Here is a 17316-nt window from a genome sequence, read left to right as displayed (position 1 = left end):
AGTCCATGCCTCATTTGGGCGTCAACATCGACCACGTGGCGACGATTCGCCAGGCTCGCAAGACGAATGAACCTGACCCGGTCTGGGCCGCTGCCCTCGCCGAACTGGGGGGCGCCGACTGCATCACGCTGCATCTGCGAGAAGACCGCCGTCATATCCAGGATCGCGATCTGGAAGTGATGCGGCAGACCGTGAAGGTCAAATTGAACCTGGAACTGGCCACCGAGGCCGATGTGGTCGACATCGCGTGCCGCGTCAAGCCGGATCAGGCAACGCTCGTTCCAGAACGCCGCGAAGAAGTTACCACCGAGGGTGGCCTGGATGTGGTGAGCCACGAAGCTTCAGTCGCCAAGGCAATCGGCCAGCTCCGCGACGCCGGGATCTCCATCAGTCTCTTCCTCGACCCGGAACCGAAGCAGATCGAAATGGCCGCCAAACTGGGGGCCGATGCGGTCGAGCTGCACACCGGCCAATATGCTTTGCATGGTGGAGCCGAGCAGGAAAAGGAACTCACCCGGCTTGTTCTGGCGGCTGAACAAATTCATGCGGCCGGCATGCAGGTGCTGGCCGGGCATGGTCTGACTTATACGAATGTTCAGCCAATCGCTCAGATTCCAGAAATGGCCGAGCTGAACATCGGGCACAGCATCGTTTCTCGAGCCGTTTTCGTCGGTTTTCGCGATGCAGTCGCCGAAATGAAACGTTTGGTGGCCCTTTAAGCGGCACTGGCGAAGGGGCCGGTCCTATCGTATTATAGGCCGGTCTGTTACGGACCTTTCGGTCCTCCGTTGTTTGGTTTTATTTCAGTTTTGGTAGTTCGACATGGCACGAAAAGGCAGTCAATTCGCAGGCGTTTCGGTAGCAATCACGACTCCCTTCCAGGGAGACCTGGTGGACTACAACCTGCTGAAAAAACAGGTCGAATTCCAAATTGAAGCCGGCGTGCAGTGCTTGTGCCCCGTCGGAACTACGGGCGAATCCCCTACCCTTTCGCACGATGAACACGAACGTGTCATCAGCGCCGTAATCGAAACGGTTGCTGGCCGCGCGAAGGTGATGCCAGGCACCGGATCGAACAGCACTCGCGAAGCGTTGAAGCTGACCCGCTGGGCCGCGAAAGAGGGTGCCGACGGCGCTTTGGTTGTCGCTCCTTACTACAACAAGCCGACCCAGGAAGGTTTCTACCAGCACTTCAAGGCGTTGGCGGAAGACGCCGGCATTCCTATCTGCGTCTACAACATTCCTGGCCGCACCGGCAAGAACGTTGATCCTGAAACGATCGCTCGTCTGGCCGAACTGGAACAGATCCAACTGGTCAAAGAAGCGACTGGTTCCCTCGATCAGGCTTCGCAGATCCTGGAATTGACCGACCTGACCTTGCTCAGCGGCGACGACAGCCTGACCTTGCCACTGATGGCGATCGGCGGCGAAGGGGTGATCTCGGTGGTCAGCAACATCGTTCCTGGCGACATGCTCAGCCTGGTTCGCGCGGCTGCCGCTGGCGATTTCGCCGAAGCCCAGAAGATGCACTTCAAGCTCTTCACCCTGTGCCGCGAACTGCTCGGTCTGTCGACCAACCCGATTCCGATCAAGGTCGCCATGAAGATGCTCGGTCGCGACTCGGGCGAACTGCGTTTGCCGATGACGCCGCTGTGCGAGAACGGCGAAAAGCGTCTGCGTGAAGTCCTGACCGCTTACGGTCTTCTGTAAGAAACGTTCGCATCCAGCACCTTTCGTCGCCATGCCTTTGGTCGTCTATCTCTGCGAGTACGGAACGATCTATGGCGGCGAGAACTCGATGCTGGCTGGACTGGAAGAGATAAAACGCCGCGGCTTCGATGTTGCCGTGGCGTGCCCGGGTGAAAGTCTCCTGTCGCGGCAATTGGCCCGGCGACAGGTGCGGCACATTTCTTTTACCTGGACCGATGCCCAGGGGAAACGTCTGCCGCTGGAATTGCTGCGCGACCAACTGAACGCCACGATTCCAGCATGGCACGCCGATATCGTGCATGCCAACAGTCTTTCGGTCTCGCGCATTCTAGGGCCTTGCCGGCGACCTGAGGATTGCCACTTCGTCGGCCACCTGCGGGACATCATCAAGCTGAATCGCCGCGTCGTCGAAGATATCTCAGCGCTGGACGAGATCTACTGCGTTTCGACCGCGACGCGTGAGCATCACCTGCGACAAGGACTTCGCGAAGAGAACTCGCAGGTGCTACACAATGGAATCGATCTCCAGCAGTTCTCTCCTCCTGCGTCCCGTCCTGATCGGCGGCCACTGCAGTTGGTTTACATCGGGCAGTTGGTCATGCGGAAAGGGATCGACACGTTGCTGCAAAGCGTCCACCTGGCGGTGGAGGCGGGTGTCGACGTCGCGCTTGATCTGTATGGCGAATGCCATTCCGAAAAGGACGAGGCGCTGCAGTACGTCGCTCAGCAGCGACGTTGGGTTGAAACGGTTGGGATGATTTCGCGGATTCGGTTTCGGGGTCGAACGCATCATCCGATCCAGATCTTGCAGGAAGCGAACGTGCTGGTCCATGCGGCTCGACAAGAGCCTTGGGGCCGGGTCTTGATTGAAGGGGCGGCGTGTGGCATCCCCATCGTAGCGACCGACGTCGGAGGGACCCGCGAGATGTTCCCCAGCGAGGAGGCCATTTTGGTGCCTCCGGACGATCCTGAGGCGATGGCCGAGGCGATCGTCAAGTTATACCACTCGGCGAAACTGCGCGAATTGGTCGGAGCGAAAGCAAGGCAACGGATCGAACAATTCGGCATTTCCGGTTATGCGGATAAACTCGCTGGCCGGTACGAAAAACTCGTACGGGGCCCCGTGAAATGACTCAAGTCTATGGTTGGCATCTTATTTTGAGCTACGTTTGTGTGACTGGAAAAGATTGAAAAGGCGGGGCTTAGTCAGTCGCTACAACCACTTTTCACCTTAGCCTTATCGAATCGCCGTTACACCCATGTAGGTCTGCCATGAGCATGTCTTGCCAGGAACTCGCCGGTCGCATCGAACGCATGCAGCCAAACGCTGAACCTCGCGATGTGGCGCGGCTCTGTTTATTGTTGTCGAACTCTGTCACCGACTTGAAAGATTTGGAAGATGACAAGCTGTTGACTGCCGCCTGGCAGGAGATGGGCTTGCGTCTGCAAGCGGCCACCGATCAGCACGCGGCCATGACCGACGAACTGGACGAGCTGGCGCATTCCGATCCGCGCAAGTTCTCGCCCGACCAGATTTGGGTGTTGATCCGCGCGATCAAAGTGCAAAGCCAGATTCTGCAGATGTATGTCGGCCACCCGCTGATTGACGTTTAACGTCGCTTCTATCCAACGAGCAGCAACGCGACCTTCAGGTAGATCACAATCCCTAGAAGGTCAATCAGCCCCGCCACGAACGGGTTGCTCATCAAGGCCGGGTCGAGGCCAATCTTCTTAAACATCAGTGGCAGCATCGAGCCAATCAAGGTTCCCGCGATCACCACCAGCACCAATGTCGACGGTACGACCAGCGCTGCATACGCGGACGGTGATTTAAACAGGGCCAATACCAGCCCCAGTCCTGCCATGATCAATCCCAGGATCAAGCCCATCGCCAGCTCGCGCCGCATGATAATCCACCAGTCACGGACGCTGGCTTCTCCCTTGTTGAGCGCCGTGATCACGAGCGTGGCCGATTGATTGCCTGAATTCCCTCCGGTCGAAATGACCAGCGGAATAAAGATCACCAGCCACGGAATCCGCGCCAGGTCTTCTTCAAACTGTTCCAGGGCGAACGTCGTGAGAAAAGCCCCCACGAACAGGACAGCCAGCCAGACGCCACGTTTGCGGCTGAGGGTCAGCACTGACGTGCGGAGATAGGTTTCTTCCAGAGGCTCGACCGCCGCCGCGCGGTATGCGTCTTCGGCCGCTTCTTCCACTACGACGTCGAGAATATCGTCGTGCGTAATAATCCCAACCAGCCGCAGCTCTTCGTCGACGACCGGAATGGCCAGAAGGTCGTAGTCGGCCATCTTACGCAAAACTTCTTCCTGGTCATCCATCACATTGGCGTGGATGACTTCGGTCTCCATGATCTCGCTCAGACGCTTCTGCTTCTTGCTGAGTGCCGAGACAATATCGCGAGTCGAGACCACCCCGTGCAGACTGCCATGCTCGTCAACGACGTACAAGTAATAGATCGTCTCGAGGTTCTCGGCCTGGTTGGTGAGCTCTTGCAGGGCCTCGCGGGCGGTGAGGTTCTCGCTGAGGCGGGCCATTTCGGTGGTCATGATCGCACCGGCGGTTCCTTCGGCATAATTTGAGAGCCGCAGCACGTCGCGACGGTCGTCGACCGAGAAACAGGCCAGAATTTGCTCGGCGGTCTCTTCTTCGACTTCGCCTAAAAGGTCGACCTGGTCGTCCGCCGACATGGTGGCGACCACCGGAGCGACCGATTCGGGAGGCCGAGACTCGAGCATCTCGGCTTGCCGGTGGTAGTCAAAATAGGAAAGGATTTCCCCCTGCAAGTTCAGATCGGCATGATCCAAGACGCTCCACGCTTCTTCAGGCGTCAAGCCTTCCATAAACTCGGCGGTGCGAGCGGGATGGAGAGCGGTGCAAAACTCGCGGAGGCCAGCGGCATCGTTCTCGACCAGCATCTCGCGTAGTTCGGGCAGGTAGAGGGTGTTAATCATAGGTGTCCTTGGAACGATTGGCCGAAAGTGCCACGCTTTCGTCGATATCAGGTACTATCTTACTGAACTGCCCATCGGATGGGAGGGATGCCAAGTGAGGTATCTGACAGAGGTTGCCCCGTTTTGGGGTGCCATTTCCTGCCTGGTAAGGACTATAGTGGAAAGGCGATTGACTTTCCCGCCCCCTGAAAGTAGTTTCTACATATCAAACCTTACAAATAGTTGGGTATTTCCTTCGTTTTGCTGGACTCTTTGCATGCGATTCCAACCAAACGAAGAAAATATCGAACGCCATGAAATGGATCCGTTCGATCATGCTACGAGGCCAAGACTCGCCGGCTACCGGTGAAGATCAGCTCTCCGAGTGCGAACTTAAACTCGGATACACCTTTCAAAATCGAGACCTTCTGCAGTCCGCATTGACGCACGCTTCGGGTGCGAATCATCGCCTGGGAAGCAACGAACGGCTCGAATTCCTCGGCGATGCCATTCTCGGTAAGTTCGTCTGCGAATCGCTCTTTCTGCGTTTTCCGAATTACCTGGAAGGCGATCTGACACGAATTAAGTCGATTGTTGTCAGCCGCAGCACATGTGCCCGGCTTAGCAAAGCGATGGGGCTCGAACCGTTTTTGATTCTGGGCAAAGGGATGGCCTCGACCCAGTCGGTTCCCAAGTCGCTGTTAGCGGACGTCTTTGAGGCGATCATCGCCGCGATTTATCTGGATGGTGGCGACGAAAAAGTCAACCAGTTTCTGGCGGTCGCCCTGGAAGAAGAAATCGAACAGGCCTCGGCCGGCGAAGTGGGCAGCAACTACAAATCGATGCTGCAGCAATACGCTCAGCGCGAATTCGGGACGACGCCCAACTATGAACTGGTCGCCGAGAAGGGACCAGACCATAGCAAGTTCTTCAATGTCGCCGTGATCTTGCAGGGAACCCGCTATGCTTCGGCATGGGGTGCCAACAAGAAGGAAGCAGAGCAGCGAGCTGCCAAAAACGCGCTGCACGAAATCCAAGGCGATGAACCACCCTATCCAGAGCAGTCCGACCCGGAATAGGTTCAGGCAACTTTCTGCCAATCTTAATGTGCTGCACCCGCGCGAAACGTCCAGCGGCATTCATCGACGGGACGATGTCATAATCGCCGAACTGCCTGGCCGAAAAGATTCGCGAGATCAGTGGCCTCGAACCGGAACATTGGCAGGCGAATTTACCGAATGGTAATCGCCTGCTTGAGCGGCTCTAGAATGTTGCCGATCACATGCTGTTCGAGCAATCCGACCGCTTGATCGTGCAAACGCTGAAATGCGGTGACATAGTTCTCCCCTTCATCGAGACTGCCAAAGCGACGTACCGTCAGGTAGACGCTCAACTGCTCTTCCGGAAACTCTCCGGTCCGCACATGGTAGGCAGAGGTACGCGTTTCGATACTCAAACGGAACTGCGTGCGACAGTCGTCGTCTAAGGTCGACTGGATGGCTGGCTCGAATCCGATAAGACGGTTCTCGTTCCCTTGCACCAGCCGTTCAAAGGCCGGCGGCAGACCAAGGGCCTCGGCAACCAATTGGTTGTGGTTGCCGCTGTAGGTAAAATCGAAGCCATACATCGCATTGAGCGATTCGCAGTCGAGCGGACTGATCGACAGCGTGTAGGGAACCTGGTCCAGGACAAACGTGTGCTGCTCGACCGCTTCTTCAAACGACGCTGGATTGACGTGTCCCGATAAGATGCGTTTCGGTTCGACCGAAGTCCAACGGTAGCTTCCCCCATCTTTGTCTTCTTCCAGCACGAACTCGTTTTTATCGCGCGCGTAGAAGTTACGCATCTTGGGATAGCGTTTGCGGACCTGCTCGAAGAAATGAAGAACTGTATCTCGCCCGCTCGGTAAATCCATCTCCGTGTTGAGATTCATGTTGATGTAAAAGTCGTCGGTCAACGAGCGGATATCAACCATTCAAAGCCTCCTTGTGCTTTTTTTGGCGTGGCAGTCCATCGGCCGGCAGGAGTGGCACGGACCATCTTCAAGTATAGAATGCCCGTCACAAAAGTGTCAAAGGTGCGGTGCAAGGTGAAGGACTACGCCCATGTCGAACGAATTCAGGGGCATAATGACAGAAGACAGCGAGCTGGTCATTTCGGTTCGGCTGCAAACAAGTTTAGGACCCGCTGAGATTCAGTGGCGTGACGATCTCGTGGTTCGCTTCCTCTGGCTCCCCAAAGGTACCAAGACGAAGCAACAAGGTGCCTATGTACGCCCCTCTGTTAAATTGACATCTGCCCAGCAGGAACTGGCCCAGGACCTGGTCGACTATGCGGTTGGAACGCAGATCGACTTCTCGCAGGTTCCGGTCGATTTGAGTGCCGGGACCGACTTCCAGCAGCGGATTTGGAAAGCTTGCCAGAAAATCCCTTACGGCGAGGTTGTCACGTATGGCGAACTTGCCCGGTTGGCGGGTCGGGCCGGAGCAGCCCGAGCGGTGGGAACCGCAATGTCGAAGAACCGCATCCCGCTGATTATCCCCTGCCATCGTGTGGTGGCGGCCTGCAATCAGATCGGCGGCTTCACCAGTGCTGAGGGGGTTTCGCAAAAGAAACGTCTGCTCGACTTAGAGGCGGGAGGCCGCTGCAATCTGAAGGTCCCCTCCTCCGCGTATCGGCGAAAAATGCGGAAGTAATTTCTGAGACACATGTTACGAATCCCCTGGAAATACCAGTGCCAGGCTCAAAAATTTTGCAAACATGAACCCAGGATCGCCAGGGGCGTCTTTACGACAAGCGGAGGCCTCCCTATAATCTGGGATCTCAGTTGGGAACAAAGCCCTGTTAAGGGAAAACATCCAGCGAGAAACACGTTGTGGGCGTAGCTCAATTGGATAGAGCATCGGTCTACGAAACCGAAGGTTGCAGGTTCGATCCCTGCCGCCCACACTGAAAGAAAGCCGTCAGTTCTGATGAACTGGCGGCTTTTTTTGTGCGCGATCGGAACGTGACCTGGCCACTCTGCTATCGATGAAGCGGCGTAGCCTTCGCTAAAATCATGCGTCGACTTCGATCCGTCAGAAAGTCGGTTTTCGTTTGGCAAGACGCTGAGGGCTGTCCGTAAATGCAAATCGATCCGTCGCTGCAATGGCTGCTGGCCATCACATTGGTTGTTTACCTGGTGGCGATGTATGCGATCGGTTGGTATGCCCAACGTCAGGTGCACGACGCGGAAGACTTTTTGGTTGCCGGCCGCAAGTTGCCGCTCTCTTTGGCATGGATGACTTTGCTGGCAACCTGGTTTGGCGCCGGGACGATGCTGACCGCTGCCGACGAAGTTCGGAGCGATGGCCTGAGTGCCGCAGCGCTCGATCCCTTCGGCGCTGGTTTTTGTCTGCTGATCGCCGGGCTGTTTGTTGCTGGGCCGATGTGGCGGATGAAACTTCTCACCGTGCCTGACTTCTTTCGCCGCAAGTTCGGATCGAAGGCGGAACTGTTGTCGTCGTTGATTCTCGTGCCCAGTTACTTCGGCTGGATCGCTGCGCAGTTTACTGCTTTGGCGGAAGTGCTGAATCTGTTCTTCGGGATTCCCTTCGGCTGGGGCCTGGTGATCGTGGCGATCATCGGCACGGGCTACACGCTGATGGGCGGCATGTGGTCGGTGACGCTGACCGACGCTGTCCAAATCTCGCTCGTGCTGATCGGACTGCTGGTTTTGGGAGTTGTCGTGCTATGGGAACTGGGCGATGGCAACGCATGGACTGGCCTGACCCGGGTTCAAAAAGATTCGGCCCCAGAGATGCTCACGATCATCCCGACCGAATCTTTTGCCAGTTTGATTGGCTGGATCGGAGTGTTTGCGATTGGTGCGCTCGGCAATCTGCCGGGGCAAGACTTGATGCAGCGTGTGTTCGCCGCGAAATCGGAACGCACGGCGAAATGGGCCTGCCTGATCGCCGGCGTGATGTACCTTCTGTTCGGCGCGATTCCACTGCTGCTGGCCCTGGCCGGAAATCTTCTGTTTCCGGAAGATATGAACACCAAGATTCTGCCGGCACTCGCGCATGCCTTCTTGCATCCGGTGGTTGCCGTTATTTTTCTGGTGGCACTTCTTTCAGCGATTCTCTCGACGATCGACAGCGCGATCCTTTCACCTGCGAGTGTGCTGGCTCAGAACGTCTTTCCGCGAATTGGCAAGATCGATACGCTGACCAGCAACCGCGTTGCCGTGTTGTTGGTGGCGATCTGCAGCCTCGTGCTCGCCTTCTTCGGCGAGAGTGCGTATGCCCTGCTCGAAGAGGCTTACCTGCTGACAATGGTTGGGCTGTTCGTACCGATGATGATCGGTCTCTATTCCAAACCGGCCAGCGGCCGCGCTGCGAATGTCAGCATGCTGGTTGGGACTGGCATCTGGGCAATTCATTTTGCGATGAACTGGGAGACCTTCTTACCCACAGTTGGTTGGCTCGAGACGCTGCAGCTTCCGTTGTCGCTGATGGCGACCGCATGCGCGGCGCTGGCCTACTTTTGTTGGCAGTGGCCATGGCGAATTGAATGGACCCGCGAGAGTGAACCGGAAGCTTAGGGCGCGTCGTCTCGAGGAATCATACGGCCAGTGACGACATGCCACTCGCCTACCTTGCCAAATTCAGAGCGGAATTCGGTGCGGTCTTCATTGAACTCAAAGAGCACGGCAGTCTCCGGATTATAGATTGGATCCCAGAACTGAACGTGGAACGAGCGATCGTCTAAAATCCAATAGTTCCAATTCCAGCGATCGTGGAACTTGCCGTTGGGGCGGAAGCGGGCAATGTCGCCCGGCGGATACAAGCTATCCCGGTAACGCCAATCGTGAGCTACGAGGTGCTTACGAAGATCCTCTTTCTTTTCTTCAAGCGTCAATTCCTGCGGAGGTTCAGGCTCGGAAGGCATCTGCGGGGCTTCGACAATTGGCGGTGTCTCGTCCGTGGAGAGTTGTTCCGGGGCTGGTTCTGGTTTTAAGCGGATCGTGAACTGTCGCTGATTGTCGGCGCCAATATCAACCTCCTGGCTCCAGACCGAAACGCCGTCTTTCTCGATCTTCAATTGATGCTTGCCTTTTCTGGCAGTGATCTTTAATTTCTCCAGACCATCTTCACTGACACCAATCTTGGTCGCTTTGACTGGACGATCATCGATGGTGATCTTCACGAGCGGCGAGTCGGTTTGCAGAATCACTTCACCCGCCTTGGTCTGAATACTGAGGATGGCTCCGCTGGCAACGAGTAGTGCCACAATTACCATCGCCAAGGCTACGAGGGTGGAAACACGATTCCGTGGTGGAATCTGCGGCCCGGCTTTCGGCGAGGGGCCGGCATGCGGAGGAGTTAGAATTTCCCGCCAATTCTTGAGAGCCTTTTGCAACTCGACTGCTGAGGCGAAACGATCTGCCGGAGACTTGGCTAATAGCCTGGCAACCAATGCACTCAAGCGAACCGGAATATCAGGGCAGACTTCATGCAGTGGACGCGGGATCTCCGATTGATGCGCATCCAAGACCGCATCAAAGTTCGTGTGTCCGGTTTCCGCGGCGAAGGGAGGGTGCCCGACGAGCAGTCGATAGAAAGTACAACCGAGACTATAAAGGTCCGAGCGGGCATCGGCCGACTTCAAGCTGAGGGCTTGTTCCGGCGCCAGATACCCTGGTGTCCCACACTTTCCCACGAAGGTTACCGTGTTCTCTCCTAACTCGTCGAGCGGTGTGAGCTTCGCCATGCCGAAATCGAGTAGACGAACGACACCGTCATAACCCAGCATCAAATTCGCCGGTTTGATGTCGCGATGCACGACCCCTTGCTGAGCGGCATAGATCAATGCTTCAACGACCTGGTCGATCCAATGACAGGCCACCTCAACCGAAACCTTACCTCCCAGGCGTCGGGTAATTTGTTCGAGGTTCTCGCCCAGAATCAATTGCATCGGTAGCAAGACAAAGCTTCCGACACGCACCGGCGATTGCATTCGCACAACGTTCGGGTGCGTGGGCAATTGCGTGAGGCGTGCCTCGCGACAGACCCGGTCGATCGTGCCGACAGCGACATCCGCCGGAGCCCGAACCACCTTCACCGCTTCCAGCGAACGGCTTGAAACGTTTTGGCAAAGATAGACCTCGCCACTTCCTCCCCGACCAAGTTGCCCGAGCCAGTTCCAGTTGCCACACTCCAGCACACTCAAAGGCAACTCCGAGATGTCGTTTGTCTGAGTGACTTCCGTTGCATCGCAATTTGTCGAAGGGGTCGAATCCTTCAGGAATTGCTCGAGGAGCCCTTCTTCAGGGAGTTGATCGAAGTGGTAGGTGCAAGATGCACATTGATTGAGGTGCCCTTCAATTATCTCCAGGGTTGCTACATCGCTGATGTCATCTTGTTTGTAAGCACTTAATATCGCGCGTTGCAAACAAGGTGTGATCGGAGCAATGGGTATTGTTTCAGAGATATTCATACCCGAGAGAACGTTGCCGGATTATCTGCGTGACACAAATTAGGTCAGGGATTCATGAACTGGCGGAGGAAGCGAAGTTAGAGCTCGCCCCAGTCGCGAAGCAACTGTTTGATAACAGGAGAGATACGTTTTTTGATCTGCCGGATATTGGCGGCGTTGACTTGCAGTTCGGCTTCGATTTCGGCGGTCGATTTGCCTTCGATCAGGCGATCGTATACCTCGCTGTGTTTGGGATTAAAGCCATCGCGCAGCTTTCCCCAGGCAATTTGCAACACCGACATTTGGTATTCGTGGTCCCATTGCTGACTTTGAGCACTTTCGTCAATCAGCAATTCCTGAACTTCGCGGTAGGCGGCTTCGTGTCGTTCGCGACGATGGGTCGAACGAAGCGTGTCGATGATGACCCCGGCGGCGATCAAACGCATGTAACGCCGGAACGAACCAAAACGCTCGCGGCGGAAGTCGCCAATCGCGAGAAACAACTTGATATTGACCTGCTGGACGAGATCCTCGACGCCGATATCCCCTGCTCTTCCCTCCGGAAAAAGTCGCGAGATCTGACGCGTAAGCAGCGGCGTGAACAGGACCGAATACTTCTCCCATGCCGAATTGTCTTGGGCGGCCATACCGGAAAGCATTCGCAGATCGGTCCCTTCCATGAGCAGCGAATACTCCTGCCAGATATCCCACCAGATGCTTCGCTCTGTCGGGGGCAATGCATCAAGCATATCGATCGTGACGTCTTTCAAGGCATCGAGATCGCGGAACTCTTCTGCGCCGTTGGCCGACTGCTTCAAGCGATCTTTGACCGTTCGCCAAGCCTGGCCCTCTTTGGCCGGCAATGCGGCTAGTAGATCGACCGTGAGACACGAACAGCCTTGCCTCAACAATCTCTGAAACGAATTCCCGGTGCCGGACTCTTCATCAGCGGAAGCGATCGGCACGGAATCGGACAAGAGGCCAGATCGAACATTCATCAGACAGCCCTGTTCACGGTGATTCTGCGCTCATGTTCTCGAGTCGTAAGTTCTGCAAGTGCAAGAGGCTTCTCATTACTTCTGATACACGCCGGCAAGTTTTAGGAGTTGTCTTTGTCACATCCGATAGGTGACCGGCGATCTGTAATGAAACAGGAACGCACGACGACTCACAAAAACCACAAGGAGCCCCTTCGATCCCAGCCAGATTGCCCGGCTGGCGAGAAACGAGCAGTTCTCTAGCAAGATAGCCGCCTTCTACCAAGCTTTCAATCAAACGGCTGTCAAAAGTTTCCTACGAATTAACAAGAGGCCAACTTATGAAGATTCCTTACCAGAAGATTACTATGCCGCTGACCTTGATGGTCATTCTTAGCGCAGCATCGTTATGCGAGGCACAAGATGTATTGGCGGTCGGCAAGGCCCGTCAATTCCTCGACTCCACTTCGACCGCGAAGTATGTGATGGGGATCGTGCACATGGGGGCAGAACTTCGGCAGTACGAATGTGTCGGAATTGTTGGTGTGGTCGACTCTTCCGGCGCTAAGATCCCTGGCGAATTCGCTCTGGTGTATGACTACGTCTGGATGGCCAATGGTCGCGGCGACACCCGGCTTTTGTTTCTTTGCGACCGCAACGGCAATATCGAAGATGTGCAAGTCAGAAGCTCTACCGGCGTATTGCAGGCCCCGTACCTGGTATCCAACGGAACAATCCAAGTTGTCGGCCAGGTCCTGCTCGAAGCCTTCCGCAAAGAAATGTCGCCTCAGGAACAACGGGAAGTAGAATCCCTGGTCCGCAACGCCGACTCGGAAGGCTTGCTCGAAATGGGACTGGGTTTCCGCCAGGCCATGGGAATCCGCTAGCCCAGCAACCATCGACCTGGCCGACACCTCAGGCCGAAGAGCACTCACTGCCTCAACCCCACGGAAGCCAGCCAAGTAGGAACGGATGCCGCCAGCCAAGGAAGGATGACTAATCCTACTAGCCGTGCCTGAGAAGTGTAAGGCACGGCACGGCTAGAACATCGCTGATTCTCGATAGGCGTGACATACACAACCAAAAAAAGTGCAGGCTAACGACCTAATAGGTATTAGACATAGTAATGACATGCGTATTAGTGCACGTTAAGGGCGGTGGTGACGATGATCGGAAGGACGACTTGTCATGCGAGTTCGACTGGCGTCCATTCCCAATTTAGGCGTGCAGAGTTGTCAGGGCAAGAAGAAATAGTAGAGCGATCAGGGAGTCCACAAACCGTGTTACAGACATCGGTTAGCGGAAATGTAAAGATGCGCAGACATTAAGAACAGGAGAATATTGCGCTAGGGTTCGGGGTTTTCGTCAACTTGGCGCAAGGGAATGGATAGCGGGGCAAAATTCGGCTTATACAATCCACCACATATTAGCCAATGCGTATGTGACTTCCGCACTACAAAACCTGAAAAGTACATGAGGGTTTAAAGGTATGGCAGGGCTGTTTCTATCAAATCATGTGCGTCTCGGGTCTCTCCGTCAGAAGGCACTTTGTCCGAATTGCTGGCACGAATTCGCTCCGGAACGTGTTCAATTCGTAGCAACTGATCCACGTATGGAACCGGATCCGTTTCTTCCGGCCTACGCCTCCGGACGGCAAGAGGCGATGCGTTTCGTTCCCGAACGATTTAATTTCGGTGGGAATGCTATTGATCCCCATGGATCGACTTGTACGAAAGTCGCTTGTCCCCAGTGTCGACTCACTATTCCGCAGATGTCTCTTGAGTTGCCGACGATGGTGCTGAGTGTACTCGGGGCCAAGTCGAGCGGTAAGTCGGTGTTCCTCGCCTCGATGGTTCATACTATGCGACAACGCGCTGGCGCATTAGGGGTTGGGTTCTTCGACGCCGACTTGGCCTTGAATGAATCCTTGTTGCTGGATGAGCAGAAATTGTTCTCCGACATGGGTGCGGAAGAGTATCGACGGTTCAGCTCGGTTGTGCAGCAAACGCAGGTTGAAGATGGCGAAACCTGGCGTCAAACGAAGGTCAACGGGACTCTCCGCAGATATCTGCCTCCTTACACATTTCGTCTCGCTCCGACCGATCTGCATGTACACAAGAATGAACGGAACATGGAGTTTTTGCTTTGCTTGTATGACAACGCTGGCGAGCACTTCGACTATCGAACAAGCCAGGAAAACAAGTACATGACTGGCCATCTGGCTCGCTCGAAAGGGCTCATGTTCACGTTCGACCCTACCCAAGACAGACGTTTTCGGCGTTTGATGAAGAACGCCCCGACGGCAGCCACGGCGAGTTCCCGACAAGATACATTCCTGTCGGAAGCTGCGAGTCGAATTCGTGAGCATTCGTCTCGTCCACTCGGCGCACGCGATCCGATTCCACAGACCTTGGTCGTCGTGCTAACAAAGTTCGATATGTGGATGGACACAATTAAAGATCGATTGCCCAAGTCGCTGTTTCAGCAAATAACCAATGTCGCGGCGAAAGTCGATTTCGAGTGTATTTTGCAGGAACACTTGGTTCAGGTATCTGATGCCTGCAAACAGCTTCTGCGGGATTGCAAATGCAACGAAATCGTCGATACCGCCGAGGCAATTAGTCGCGACGTCGTGTTTTGTCCCGTCGCTGCGGTGGGAACCGACGTCAAGCTAAATGAAGACGGAGTTCAGGAATTCCGCGTTGGAGATGGTACGCCGGTCTGGGCTGAGGTTCCGATGGTCGTTCTCTTGAACCAAGCGCATCCCAAGCTATTTCCTACCTGTTCTCGGAAAAATTCAAAATAGCCCTACCCAGCGGAGTCGGTCCCTTTGATTCATGAAATGATCTATACATCGGCGCCAGAAACCTTTGAAGCCCCAGGGCTCGGTGTCGTCGCGATGACCCGTGAACTACCTAAGCCACTTACATTGGCAATGCGGAAGCTCAGTCGTTTTGATTTCTTCCGCGATGCCCCCAGCGATTCCACTTTTGCCGTCTTCTCGCATATCACCGAAGATGCAGAAGGAACAAAGTGGCACGTTCTAACGCGAACCTGCAGTGCAGGACTCGACTACACGGCCCGAAACAACTTCGTTTCGCATCACATCGCAATTCCCGACGAGATGTTTGGGGGTGAAGTCACTATTTTCGACATTCTCAATTCGCGTACCCTTTTCGAGACAACCTGGTCTGGGGCCCCCCGGTTTCTGGAACAACGCAAGCTGAGTTTGATCAAACGGTGTCGCCAATTCCCGTGGCAAAAGACGGCTTCTGGCCAAGCTGGCCTGCAGACGCTGATGACATGGACGCAGCAATCAGAACGCCCCGTGTTTGTGATGGGGAGTAATCCCGACATGGTCCTTGGAGCTTTTGCTGATGCAGCTTCTCGGCTTTCTAGGGAAAAGGCTAACAGTATCACCTTCATTTCACCTCTTGGGGCAGATCTTCGGGGTATCACCTTCGATTGGATCGGCTTGGTAGAAGGTGCTGGAATTGCTCGACAGGCTACGAATTTGCCGACGCAGCGATTGCTAGACTTAAATCGTCCGGCGCCCGCTGTCGCAAAAATCGGGTTCGTGGTGAAGAAAGATCGGGCCCCGATCAGTTTAGAACCGTCATCCGATGCGAAAAAGTCAGCGCTGGAAGTGGAGGACGAAGATGACTTCTTCAAGACATTCGCTAAGCCTGCGATCAATCAACAAAGGAGTCGAAGTCGAACAGGACCATCCAATGAGGCACCGATTCCGCCACCTCCGAAGAACCCAAGCCGATCAATGGCTGGCATAGTCACTTTTTCCTGCATCGGGGTTGGGCTTTTGTTAGGGGTACTCGGCACACTTGCATGGATGAGTGATCCGGTGGCTGACGCAGTAGCATTCGAAGAGAAGCCAGCGATGATCGCGCTACCGAGCTCGATCCCCGATAAGTCTGTGGAACCAGCGAGGCCAACCGTCAAAGAAACAAGGAGTGAAAAGCACCAAGGAAGCAAAATATTGCCAAAGCTCGATATTCAGCCAGATGAAACGCCGCGCGATCCAATGCCGAAAGAGCAGTTCCCGGATCTGACTCCTAAAACGGCAAAAGTTCCGGTGTCTGATCAACTGATCTGCCTGGATGCAGGTCGGATGGAGCGTTGGGGAAAGATAGATCCTGAAATTGTCTATGAATGCGCTCTACTGCCTGGTGCGACGAAGAGTCTCCGACAGCTAGGTGCCGACGGGCAGGTTCACGAGCGAAAGTTTAATGGGAAACGACCAACTTCACAGATCTATCTCGAAGACGTTCTCGTTGCCGAAGTAGCCTTGGAGGATGATTGCCGCGTCATCGTCAAACCTGAGCCTGGCCTTGGAGAATTGGCATTGCTTCGCCTCAGCTCCGTGGACATCGTCCTCACATCGCTTGGAGGAGAAACGTCGCAGCATATTCGGATATTGTTCAATGACCCGTTCCCTGCGATCCGTAGCTACGACAACCCCGATTCCGAGTCCATCGGACAACGATGGAGAAGCCCGATGGCTCGCGCGATGTTCGACGAAGCATTTCCGGAGCCAGCAACAGGAGAAGCAAAGCCTGTTCCATCGAAGAAAAAAACCGGCAAGGGTCGAAAGCAAGAATCTGACTCGGAACCAGAGAAGCACAACGAAGTAGAGGACGAAAGCGATCAGTCTCCCGCCGAGCAAAGAGAATCAACGGATCTGAAAAGAAAGCCCGAAGCAGCCTATTCGCTCAAGATTGAAAGCTACGAAATTCCTTTCGTGGCAGGACAACCTTTTCACGGATCGGTGCCAGATGCAATCCCCTTGTTCGGTCGTGCCAGTGAGATTCCCTTCCGTTGGGAACCTCCGTTCCAGATTAACGCCGGTGTTGTTGTCCTCCATAACCATGCAGGAGGTGATCAACCAATGGCTGTCGCCCTGCTAAGCCATGTTCCTCAGACGCCTACTGCAGAGCAGATGGCAATGGCAACGCTACTCCGCTATTGCACCCTCGAAGGCGAGTTTCGGCGCCATGCTTCAAACACAAAGGATGTTTTTCCAATTCTGATTTTTGGCGATTCGCCAGCAAAAATATTGCAACCCGTTCCTGTCAATCCGGAGTCGAATAATGCACCAAGCTGATCACTCCCATCCCACGCGATTCTTCGAGGACTACCGAGCTGCACGGACAAGACTACACCGTTGTGCCGAACTTCGTAAGGCAGGCTACTACGAAAACGCG

General features: G+C 55.0%; 14 protein-coding genes and 1 tRNA gene. 11 read left to right on the top strand and 4 right to left on the bottom strand.

The genetic code is table 11. The features are described 5' to 3' along the window. Nucleotides 1-5 precede the first annotated feature (5 nt). From AB1L30_RS13335 to AB1L30_RS13320, 4 genes are all read left to right on the top strand, one after another. Nucleotides 6-719 (top strand): pyridoxine 5'-phosphate synthase, encoded by a 714-nt coding sequence (locus AB1L30_RS13335; RefSeq protein WP_367013911.1) that lies wholly within the window; start codon nt 6-8, stop codon nt 717-719. A 103-nt stretch (nt 720-822) separates the two neighbouring features. Continuing rightward, nucleotides 823-1710 (top strand): 4-hydroxy-tetrahydrodipicolinate synthase, encoded by an 888-nt coding sequence (gene dapA / locus AB1L30_RS13330; RefSeq protein ID WP_367013910.1) that lies wholly within the window; start codon nt 823-825, stop codon nt 1708-1710. Between the two features lie 31 nt (nt 1711-1741). After that, nucleotides 1742-2842: a glycosyltransferase family 4 protein gene (locus AB1L30_RS13325; RefSeq protein WP_367013909.1), complete on the top strand. Its 1101-nt coding sequence runs from the start codon at nt 1742-1744 to the stop codon at nt 2840-2842. Between the two features lie 140 nt (nt 2843-2982). Next, nucleotides 2983-3324 (top strand): hypothetical protein, encoded by a 342-nt coding sequence (locus AB1L30_RS13320; protein ID WP_345084775.1) that lies wholly within the window; start codon nt 2983-2985, stop codon nt 3322-3324. 8 nt (nt 3325-3332) lie between these two features. On the opposite strand, the gene mgtE is transcribed toward AB1L30_RS13320, so the two are convergent. Beyond that, nucleotides 3333-4682, bottom strand: a complete 1350-nt coding sequence (mgtE, locus tag AB1L30_RS13315) for a magnesium transporter (RefSeq protein ID WP_367013908.1) — start codon at nt 4680-4682, stop codon at nt 3333-3335. Nucleotides 4683-4975: 293 nt separating this feature from the next. On the opposite strand from mgtE, the gene rnc reads away from it, so the two are divergent. Next, the gene (gene rnc / locus AB1L30_RS13310; protein ID WP_367013907.1) at nt 4976-5740 is read left to right on the top strand and encodes a ribonuclease III; all 765 of its coding nucleotides are present in this window, start codon (nt 4976-4978) and stop codon (nt 5738-5740) included. 152 nt (nt 5741-5892) lie between these two features. On the opposite strand, the gene AB1L30_RS13305 is transcribed toward rnc, so the two are convergent. After that, on the bottom strand, nt 5893-6636 hold the full coding sequence (locus AB1L30_RS13305; protein ID WP_367013906.1) for a hypothetical protein: 744 nt from the start codon (nt 6634-6636) through the stop codon (nt 5893-5895). 154 nt (nt 6637-6790) lie between these two features. Here AB1L30_RS13305 and AB1L30_RS13300 point away from each other — a divergent pair, with 154 nt between their 5' ends. The 3 genes from AB1L30_RS13300 to AB1L30_RS13290 all read left to right on the top strand — a co-directional run bounded on the left by AB1L30_RS13300 (nt 6791) and on the right by AB1L30_RS13290 (nt 9246). Further along, on the top strand, nt 6791-7357 hold the full coding sequence (locus AB1L30_RS13300) for a methylated-DNA--[protein]-cysteine S-methyltransferase (protein WP_367013905.1): 567 nt from the start codon (nt 6791-6793) through the stop codon (nt 7355-7357). Nucleotides 7358-7536: 179 nt separating this feature from the next. Then, nucleotides 7537-7610, top strand: a tRNA-Arg gene (locus tag AB1L30_RS13295). Nucleotides 7611-7785: 175 nt separating this feature from the next. After that, nucleotides 7786-9246, top strand: coding sequence for a sodium:solute symporter family protein (locus AB1L30_RS13290; RefSeq protein ID WP_367013904.1), 1461 nt, complete (start codon nt 7786-7788; stop codon nt 9244-9246). On the opposite strand, the gene AB1L30_RS13285 is transcribed toward AB1L30_RS13290, so the two are convergent. After that, the gene (locus AB1L30_RS13285; protein WP_367013903.1) at nt 9243-11141 is read right to left on the bottom strand and encodes a serine/threonine-protein kinase; all 1899 of its coding nucleotides are present in this window, start codon (nt 11139-11141) and stop codon (nt 9243-9245) included. The two genes, AB1L30_RS13290 and AB1L30_RS13285, sit on opposite strands and share 4 nt — an antisense overlap. Before the next feature lie 77 nt (nt 11142-11218). After that, a complete protein-coding gene (locus AB1L30_RS13280; protein ID WP_367013902.1) occupies nt 11219-12118 on the bottom strand; it encodes a sigma-70 family RNA polymerase sigma factor in 900 nt (299 codons plus the stop codon). A gap of 320 nt (nt 12119-12438) precedes the next feature. Between AB1L30_RS13280 and AB1L30_RS13275 the strand changes: the two genes are divergently transcribed. The 3 genes from AB1L30_RS13275 (at nt 12439) to AB1L30_RS13265 (ending at nt 17216) form a co-directional block, all read left to right on the top strand. Next, nucleotides 12439-12984 carry a hypothetical protein gene (locus tag AB1L30_RS13275; protein ID WP_367013901.1) on the top strand — a complete coding sequence of 182 codons (546 nt, stop codon included), beginning with the start codon at nt 12439-12441 and terminating at the stop codon, nt 12982-12984. 884 nt (nt 12985-13868) lie between these two features. Further along, a complete protein-coding gene (locus AB1L30_RS13270) occupies nt 13869-14903 on the top strand; it encodes a hypothetical protein (RefSeq protein ID WP_367013900.1) in 1035 nt (344 codons plus the stop codon). A gap of 36 nt (nt 14904-14939) precedes the next feature. Next, on the top strand, nt 14940-17216 hold the full coding sequence (locus tag AB1L30_RS13265; protein WP_367013899.1) for a hypothetical protein: 2277 nt from the start codon (nt 14940-14942) through the stop codon (nt 17214-17216). Nucleotides 17217-17316 lie beyond the last annotated feature (100 nt).

Source organism: Bremerella sp. JC817 (assembly GCF_040718835.1).
GTDB lineage: Bacteria > Planctomycetota > Planctomycetia > Pirellulales > Pirellulaceae > Bremerella.
Note: the sequence above shows the minus strand (reverse complement) of the source record. Positions and strands in the feature narration are given on the sequence as shown.

What these genes read in the sequence shown, in the direction of transcription:
- AB1L30_RS13290 (WP_367013904.1), top strand. Translation starts at nt 7,786, where the DNA reads ATGCAAATCGATCCGTCGCTGCAATGGCTGCTGGCCATCACATTGGTT.
- AB1L30_RS13325 (WP_367013909.1), top strand. Translation starts at nt 1,742, where the DNA reads ATGCCTTTGGTCGTCTATCTCTGCGAGTACGGAACGATCTATGGCGGC.
- AB1L30_RS13285 (WP_367013903.1), bottom strand. Translation starts at nt 11,141, where the DNA reads ATGAATATCTCTGAAACAATACCCATTGCTCCGATCACACCTTGTTTG.
- dapA (WP_367013910.1), top strand. Translation starts at nt 823, where the DNA reads ATGGCACGAAAAGGCAGTCAATTCGCAGGCGTTTCGGTAGCAATCACG.
- AB1L30_RS13300 (WP_367013905.1), top strand. Translation starts at nt 6,791, where the DNA reads ATGACAGAAGACAGCGAGCTGGTCATTTCGGTTCGGCTGCAAACAAGT.
- AB1L30_RS13265 (WP_367013899.1), top strand. Translation starts at nt 14,940, where the DNA reads ATGATCTATACATCGGCGCCAGAAACCTTTGAAGCCCCAGGGCTCGGT.
- AB1L30_RS13280 (WP_367013902.1), bottom strand. Translation starts at nt 12,118, where the DNA reads ATGAATGTTCGATCTGGCCTCTTGTCCGATTCCGTGCCGATCGCTTCC.
- AB1L30_RS13320 (WP_345084775.1), top strand. Translation starts at nt 2,983, where the DNA reads ATGAGCATGTCTTGCCAGGAACTCGCCGGTCGCATCGAACGCATGCAG.
- AB1L30_RS13275 (WP_367013901.1), top strand. Translation starts at nt 12,439, where the DNA reads ATGAAGATTCCTTACCAGAAGATTACTATGCCGCTGACCTTGATGGTC.
- rnc (WP_367013907.1), top strand. Translation starts at nt 4,976, where the DNA reads ATGAAATGGATCCGTTCGATCATGCTACGAGGCCAAGACTCGCCGGCT.
- mgtE (WP_367013908.1), bottom strand. Translation starts at nt 4,682, where the DNA reads ATGATTAACACCCTCTACCTGCCCGAACTACGCGAGATGCTGGTCGAG.
- AB1L30_RS13335 (WP_367013911.1), top strand. Translation starts at nt 6, where the DNA reads ATGCCTCATTTGGGCGTCAACATCGACCACGTGGCGACGATTCGCCAG.
- AB1L30_RS13270 (WP_367013900.1), top strand. Translation starts at nt 13,869, where the DNA reads ATGTCTCTTGAGTTGCCGACGATGGTGCTGAGTGTACTCGGGGCCAAG.
- AB1L30_RS13305 (WP_367013906.1), bottom strand. Translation starts at nt 6,636, where the DNA reads ATGGTTGATATCCGCTCGTTGACCGACGACTTTTACATCAACATGAAT.